At 67.8% G+C, this 7,685-nt stretch carries 7 protein-coding genes and 1 pseudogene; all 8 read left to right on the forward strand.

Features of this window, described 5'->3' with window-relative positions:
* A pseudogene (locus HLA95_RS26290) lies at positions 1 to 122 on the forward strand (IS5/IS1182 family transposase); the annotation flags it as partial.
* A gap of 272 nt (positions 123 to 394) precedes the next feature.
* Complete coding sequence (locus HLA95_RS26295) at positions 395 to 1,411, forward strand: ABC transporter substrate-binding protein (protein WP_370467537.1); 1,017 nt, start codon at positions 395 to 397, stop codon at positions 1,409 to 1,411.
* Between the two features lie 57 nt (positions 1,412 to 1,468).
* Positions 1,469 to 2,971, forward strand: coding sequence for a sugar ABC transporter ATP-binding protein (locus HLA95_RS26300; protein WP_191059831.1), 1,503 nt, complete (start codon positions 1,469 to 1,471; stop codon positions 2,969 to 2,971).
* On the forward strand, positions 2,968 to 3,924 hold the full coding sequence (locus tag HLA95_RS26305) for an ABC transporter permease (RefSeq protein ID WP_222185016.1): 957 nt from the start codon (positions 2,968 to 2,970) through the stop codon (positions 3,922 to 3,924). The genes HLA95_RS26300 and HLA95_RS26305 overlap by 4 nt, the downstream gene beginning before the upstream one ends.
* Complete coding sequence (locus HLA95_RS26310; protein ID WP_191059834.1) at positions 3,924 to 4,880, forward strand: ABC transporter permease; 957 nt, start codon at positions 3,924 to 3,926, stop codon at positions 4,878 to 4,880. The genes HLA95_RS26305 and HLA95_RS26310 overlap by 1 nt, the downstream gene beginning before the upstream one ends.
* Before the next feature lie 2 nt (positions 4,881 to 4,882).
* Entirely contained in the window at positions 4,883 to 5,926 is a 1,044-nt protein-coding gene (locus HLA95_RS26315) for a LacI family DNA-binding transcriptional regulator (RefSeq protein WP_191059830.1), read from the forward strand.
* Between the two features lie 2 nt (positions 5,927 to 5,928).
* The gene (locus tag HLA95_RS26320) at positions 5,929 to 7,167 is read left to right on the forward strand and encodes a Gfo/Idh/MocA family protein (RefSeq protein ID WP_191059833.1); all 1,239 of its coding nucleotides are present in this window, start codon (positions 5,929 to 5,931) and stop codon (positions 7,165 to 7,167) included.
* Positions 7,168 to 7,590: 423 nt separating this feature from the next.
* The coding region (locus HLA95_RS26325; protein WP_222183311.1) for a transposase at positions 7,591 to 7,685 on the forward strand (95 nt) is incomplete at its 3' end.

Genomic DNA, 7,685 nt, shown 5'->3' on the forward strand with positions numbered 1-7,685 from the left:
TCGGCTGGATGGTTCGCTGGCGCCGCCTGGTGCGGGACTACGAGGCCAGGCTCGATGTGTCCGAAGCCTTCATCCACGTCGCCATGGGCAGCCTGCTGCTACGCCGCATCAGCCACCCATAGCCATTCTCAAACGGGCTCTCAGCAGGACAGGCCATCGCCTACGCTTAAGACCTGGACCATCGGCATTGCTTATGCTCGCCGCCGCGATAGCAGCATGTTCTGACACCCTCCTGCCAAGACCACTCCTGCATCATCACAGGGCAGTATGGCGCGGAACATGCCGCAGTTGACGCAGAAAGTAACCGGTTACATTCTTCCGATAACAGATCAGGGGTGTCCTCCTTCCTGCGCGGTCGGCAGGGAGCGTGGTCGCAGCCCGATGGAGGAGGCGCTTGATGAAGATCACGATCCTGGCGGCGAGCCTTGTCGCCCTGATGAGCGGTACGGCGCTTGCCGAGACCTACAAGATCGGCCTGTCGAATGGCTGGGTCGGCAGCGAGTGGCGCACCCAGATGATTGAGGAGGCCCAGGCAGCCGCGCAGGCGTGGAAGGACAAGGGCGTCGACATCGAGCTGTTGATCCAGAGCTCAGACGTGGACGTGCAGGGCCAGATCGGCGCCGTGCGCAACTTCATGAACCAGGGCGTCAACGCCATCATCATCAACCCGAACAGCCCGACCGCCTTCGATCCGGTGTTCGCCCAGGCCAAGGAATCGGGCATCCTGGTGGTCGCCACCGACGCCGAGGTCTCCTCGCCCGACGCCATCTATGTCGGCATCGACCAGACCGACTGGGCGCGCAAGTCGGCGCAGTGGCTGGCGGATGCACTGGGCGGCAAGGGCAATGTCGTGACCATCAATGGCGTGGCCGGGCATCCCGCCAACGAGATGCGGGTGGCCGGCTATCGCGAGGTGTTCGAGAAGTACCCGGACATCGAGGTGCTGAACGAGGCCAACGCCAACTGGGACCAGGCGCAGGGCCAGCAGACCATGCAGAACCTGCTGGCGACCTATCCCGACATCAACGGCGTGTGGGTGCAGGACGGCATGGCGGCCGGTGCCTGGCGCGCAATCCAGGCGGCCGGCAAGACCGGCGATATCGCCGCGACCGGCGAGATCCGCAAGGACTTCCTGGACCTGTGGTCGGCCGAGAAGCTCAATTCCGGCGCCTCGGTCAATCCGCCGGGCGTCATGGCGAGCGCCTTGAACGTCACCGTGCTGCGCCTGCAGGGCAAGCAGTTCAAGGACGACATCTTCACCGGCCAGTACGGCAACGCGATCTACCTGCCGATCCCGTTCGTTTCCAACGACAATCTGGCCGATACGCTGAAGGCAGCCGAGGGCAAGCCCGGCTACTGGTCGGTGACCTCGGTGCTCTCGCCGGACGAGGCCGCGCAGTTCTTCAAGTGATCCCGACCCCGGCGCGCGGTCCCTGCTGCCGGGACCGCGCGGCTTGAAGGCCTCGCCATGCCCCCTGCCCTGAGAGCGCAAGGCATCACCAAGCGCTTCGACGCCGTGGTGGCCCTGTCGGACGGTGCCTTGACCGTGGAGCGGGGCGAGATCCACGCGCTGCTCGGCGCCAATGGCTGCGGCAAGAGCACGCTGTGCAAGATCATCGCCGGCACGGTGCTGCGCGACGGGGGCAGCGTCCAGGTCGATGGGGTACCCCTGGAGCCGAAGCGGCCGGCCGACGCCGAGGCTGCCGGCATCGCCCTGTTCTACCAGGAACTCTCCCTGGTGCCGCAGCTTACGGTCGCCGAGAACATCTTCCTGGGCCACGAGCCGCGCACGCGCGCAGGCTTCGTCGACCGGCGGAAGCTGGAAGACGATGCCGGCCGGCTGCTCGGCCCGTTCCAGGCGGTCGCCGGCAGCGGGCTCGACCTGCACACGCCCGTGGCGCGCCTGGCGCCCGACCAGCGCCAGATCGTGGAGATCCTGAAGGTCCTGGCCCGGCGGCCGAGGCTGATCATCTTCGACGAGGCGACGGCAGCGCTCGACCGGCGGCAGGTCGAGTTCTTCTTCCGCATGCTGCGCGAACTCAAGGCGCAGGGCATCGCGATGATCTTCATCTCGCATCGGCTCGACGAGGTGTTCGAGATCTGCGACCGGATCACCGTCATGCGCAACGGCGCCACGGTGGCGACCTATCCGGCCGCCGAGACCGACGTGAACCGCGTGGTGCACGCCATGGTCGGCGCGATGGCCGAACATCTGCATCCGCCGCAGGTCGAGCGGCCGGCCAATGAGCAGCCGCGCCTGGTGGTCGACCGCGCCCGGGGCCGGCGGCTCCGGGACGTTTCGCTGACGCTCCGGCCGGGCGAGATCCTCGGCCTCGGCGGCTTACAAGGTCAGGGACAGTCGGCGCTCCTGCGCGGCCTGTTCGGTGCGGACCCGCTCGATTCGGGCAGGGTGAACCTCGATGGCGCACCGCTGAGGCTGCGCAAGCCGGCCGACGCCGTCCGCCACGGCATAGCCTACGTCTCCGGCGACCGCGGGCGGGATGCAGCCCTGCACGGGCGCTCGATCTTCGAGAACATTGCGGCCGCCAGCTTCATCCGCGAACGCCGGGTCCTAGTCTGGCCGGGCAGGCTGGCCGAGCGCTTCCGGCAGGCAGCAGCGGCGCTCAACACCAAATATGCCGGCCTGGAGGCGCCGATCGGCTCGCTCTCCGGCGGCAACCAGCAGAAGATCTTCATTGCCCGCTGGCTGGCGACCAGGCCCGCCGTGCTGCTGCTCGACGATCCCACCAAGGGGATCGACCTCGCGGCCAAGGCCGATTTCTTCGACCTGGTGCAGCGCCTTGCTGCCGAAGGTGCGAGCATCCTGTTTTACAGCTCGGAAGATGCGGAACTTCTGGGCCTCTGCAACCGGATCCTCGTGTTCAACGGCGGTGCGATCGCTGCCGAGCTTTCGGGCGGCACCATGACCGCTCTCCACCTCACCCGTGCCGCCTATGGGGATGCCGCATGACCGGCATGTCGATGCGCTTGCGCGGGCGCAGCTGGCTCGTGACCCTGCTGGCCCTGATCGTGCTGGTCGCGGTCAACGCGGTGCTGCAGCCCAACCTGTTCACCGGCACCGTGCTCAAGTCGAACCTGACGGTGTTCCTGCCGCTGGTGCTGGTGGCGATCGGCCAGACCTATGTGGTGCTGGCAGGCGACATCGACCTGTCGGTCGGGGCCGTCATCGCGCTCGTGAACGTGGTGACGGTCACGGTGATCGCCGCGATCGGCAACGGCGTGGGTGCGGTGCTCCTCGGTCTTCTGGCCGGCATGCTGACCGGGATGGCCTGCGGGCTGTTCAACGGCTTCCTCGTGGCGGTGATGCGCTTCCAGCCGATCGTCACGACGTTCGCGACCGGGATCATCTTCAGTGGCCTGGCCTTGCGCGTGCTGCCGACGGCGGGCCTGCCGGTGCCGGCTCCTTATTGGCGGACCTATGCCGGCAGCCTGCTCGGCCTGCCGGTCACGCTGTGGATCTTCTTGACGGCTCTGCTCCTGGTGGCGCTGCTGTCGTGGCGGCCGTTCCTGACTCATCTGGCGGCCGTGGGCGGCTCGCGCACCGGCGCCTTCCAGACGGGCCTGCCGGTGGCGCGCATCCGCATCCAGGGCTATGTCCTGGCCGGCCTGTTCTCGGCCTTCGCCAGCCTGTGCCTCACCGGCGAGACCGCCAGCGGCGACCCGCTGATGGGGCGGATGCTGGCCTTGTCCTCGATCTCCGCGGTGGTGCTGGGCGGCACCGCACTCGCCGGCGGCTCGGGCAGCGCGTTCGGCTCGGTGCTGGGCGCCCTCGTGCTCGGCATGATCGGCAACGTGATCTTCTTCGCCGGCCTGCCGTTCGAGTACCAGACCCTGGTCCAGGGGCTGATCACGCTCGCTGCCCTTGCGGGCGGCGTGTTGGTGGCAGGACGCCAGAGGTGGTGATGGCCCGCATCAAGACCCTTCTCGCCGAGCCTCTGGTCCTGGCCTCGATCGCCATCCTGGTCCTTCTGGCGGCCGGTGAGTTCCTCTCACCCGGCTTCGCCCGCGGCGACCAAGTCACCCGGCTCCTGACCGTTTCGGCGATCCTCGGCATCGTCGCGGCGGGCCAGAGCCTGGTGGTGATCGGCGGGCGCGAAGGGATCGACCTGTCGGTGGGTGTGTTGATCTCGCTGGGCGCCTTCACCGCCGGCAACGTGATGAACGGGGTCAACGGCGCCATCCTGCCGGCGGTCCTGACGGCCGGCGGGGTGACCTTCGCGATCGGGATCGTGAACGGCCTGGGCGTCACCCTCCTGCGCATCCCGCCGCTCGTGATGACGCTCGGCATGATGGGTGTCGTTCAGGGCGGCCTGGTCGTGCTGTCCAGGGGGGCTCCCTCCGGCAACGCCGCGCCGATGCTCATGGGCTTCGTCAACCAGCCCCTGCTGCTGGGCCTGCCGGGCATCCTGTTCGTCTGGGCGCTGATCGCGTTGGCGATGTGGTTCCTGCTCCGGCGGACCAGCTTCGGCTATGCGGTCTACGCCATGGGCTCGAACGAGCGCGCGGCAGCGCTCACGGGCATGCCGACCGGCCTGCTGCGCACGCTCCTCTACGGCCTGTCCGGCCTGTTCGCGGGGCTCACCGGGGTCTGCGTGATCGGCTATACCGGCAACAGCTTCATCAGTGTCGGCGACCAGTACGTGCTGCCCTCCATCATCGCGGTGGTGATCGGCGGGGTGTCGCTGGCCGGCGGGGCCGGCAACTATTTCGGGGTGATGCTGGGCGCCATCGCGCTGACCCTTCTGCAGAGCGTGCTGACGACCCTGCAGCTCGAGTTCTGGGGCCGGCAGATCATCTTCGGTGCCGTGCTGCTCGGCCTGATGCTGCTCTACGGCCGGCAGACGCAGCTGCGGGTCTAGCCGTGACCACCTCCACCATCCGCAGCGTCGCGAAATATGCCGGCGTGTCCACGGCCACGGTCTCGCGCGCGCTGGCCAGGCCGGACGCGGTGCGGCCTGGCACGCGCGCAAAGGTCTTGGCCGCGGTGGCGGCGTTGGACTTCGTGCCGAACGCGCAGGCGGTGCAGTTCCGCCGCCGCGCGACCCGCACGGTGATCCTGCTGGTCCGGGACATCTCCAACCCCTTCTATCTCGACATCTACAAGGGCGTGGAGGAAACGGCCTTCGCCGCCGGCTACCGGGTGTTGATGGGCGATGCCCGCAACGACGTCACGAGGGTCGGGCATTACCTGGAGATGGTCCGGCGGCGGCAGGCGGACGGCCTGATCCTGATGACCGGTGGGCTGCCTTCCGCCCTGCCGACGCCGCCCGCCCTGCCCCCGATCGTCGTGGCGCTCGAGTTCATCCCGGAGGCGGGCCTGCCGACCGTCACCATCGACAACCGAGCAGCGGCGCGGCAGGCAGTCGATCACCTGATCGGGCTGGGCCACCGTCGGATCGCCCATCTTACCGGCCCCATGCCCGAGGTCATGAGCGTGGGGCGCCATGCCGGCTACCTCGCGGGCCTGGCCGCTGCCGGAATCGAGCCGGATCCGGCGCTGGTCGTGCGCGGCGACTTTCACCTGGCTTCGGGCCGGGCGGGCGTGGCGGAGCTTCTGGATCGCGACGTCGGCTTCACCGCCCTCTTCGCCAGCAGCGATGCCATGGCGATCGGCGCCATCAACGAGCTGCGGGCGCGGGGCCGGCGGGTCCCGGAGGATGTGTCGGTGGTCGGCTTCGACGATTCGATCTTCGCGGAAACCTGCAACCCGCCGCTCACCACGATCCGTCAGCACCGCCGCGAGATCGGCAGCCGTGCCATGGAGCTGATGATCGAGATCCTGTCCGGCCGCAAGCCGCAGCCCGTGAGCATCTGCGTGGACGTGGAACTGGTTCTGCGCGGCACCACCCGGCCGACACCCCGCCACCTTGGCAATGCACCACCCCCGAGCGAGGAAGCGCCATGAACATGTTCGAGACCCGCAAGATCCTGCGCGTAGGCTTCATCGGCGCCGGGTTCATCGCGCATTTTCACCTGAAGTCGCTGGTAGGCGTGCGCAATGTCGAGGTCACCGCGGTCCATAGCCCGACCGCTGCGAAGCGCCGGGCATTCGCCGCTGCGGTGGACGAGCTGGGGCTCGGCAGCTGCACGCCCTATGACAGCCTGGAAGCGCTCCTGTCGTCCGGCCAGGTCGACGCGGTCTGGATCCTGTCGCCGAACCATACGCGGCTCGCCACGATGCGGGTGATCGCAGAGACGGTGCAAAGCGGCGCTTCCCGGGTGTTCGCGGTGGCCTGCGAGAAGCCGCTCGCGCGCACCCTGCGCGAGGCCAAGGAAATGCTGCGCCTCGCCGAGGAGGCCGGGCTGAACCACGGCTATCTCGAGAACCAGCTGTTCTCGACCGCGGTAACCCGCGGCAAGGAGATCATCTGGCGCCGCGCCGTGCCGGCCGCCGGGCGGCCCTATCTGGCCCGCGCGGCCGAGGAGCACAGCGGTCCGCACGAGCCCTGGTTTTGGCAGGGCCAGCAGCAGGGTGGCGGCGTGCTGCTCGACATGATGTGCCACTCGGTCGAGGTCGGTCGCTTCCTCCTCACCGCCCCCGATGCACCGCGCACCTCGCTGAAGCTCAAGAGCGCCACCGGCACGGTTGCTACGCTGAAATGGAGCCGGCCGCATTATGTCGAGGACCTGAAGCGGCGCATGGGGGCGGAGGTCGACTACGCACGGCGTCCGGCCGAGGATTTCGCCCGCGGCATGCTGACCTTCGTCGATCCGGACGGCCACGAGGTGGTGGTGGAGGCGACCACCTCGTGGGCCTATGTCGGCGCCGGGCTGCGCATCCAGCTGGAACTGCTCGGGCCGGAATACACGCTCGAGTTCTCGTCCCTGAACACGCCGCTGCGGATCTTCATGTCGCGCCAGGTGAGCGGTGCCGAAGGCGAGGACCTGGTCGAGAAGCAGAACGCGGAGCAGGGCCTGATGCCGATCCTCGAGGACGAGGCCGGTGTCTACGGCTACACGGACGAGAACCGGCACATGGTCGAGTGCTTCCGGACCGGCCGAGTGCCAATGGAAACTTTCCACGACGGCGTGGCGGTCGTGGAGATGCTGATGGCACTCTACAAGTCCGCCGAAACGCAGCGCACCGTCATCGTCGCTGACGAGGATCTCACCGATTACGTGCCGGCCGTGGCGAGGCCGGCATAGCCAACCAGCCTGTGCTCGGCAGCCAGCGCCAGTTCAGTCGTCCCTCTTGAGGCATCGAACAAGATGAGCGCGGCACCTTGAAGATCCGGCAGACGTAGGCTTTGCTGGCGCCTGCCGTTCAGGGGCGGAAGTAGTCTTCTCGGCCTGCTCGTCGCCTGAGGCTGAACCAAGAGCATCATGCTGATGCAAGCTAGGACGGTGAGCACAACCGCCGCTTCGGCTCAGCCTTGAGAGCCCATCGAGCCGCCGCGCAGCAGCACTAACTGATCCTGCGCGAAGACAGGATGACGATTTCAACGGAGCATCATGCGCTCTTGGGCAGCCACCAACCCTGTGTCGGTGCCGGACCAACGATTCAGGCTGACCTTGCCCCCTGAAATGCCCTCGGTCTGAAGCTAGGGTCCGTCGATCAGGAGACGGACGATGAAGAAGAGCCGGTTCAGCGAAGAGCAGATCATCGGGATCCTGAAGGAGGGTCAGGCCGGGCTGCCGGTTGCCGAGATCTGCCGGAAGCACGG

The organism is Geminicoccus harenae, from assembly GCF_019800005.1.
In the GTDB taxonomy this organism is placed as follows: Bacteria; Pseudomonadota; Alphaproteobacteria; order Geminicoccales; family Geminicoccaceae; genus Geminicoccus; species Geminicoccus harenae.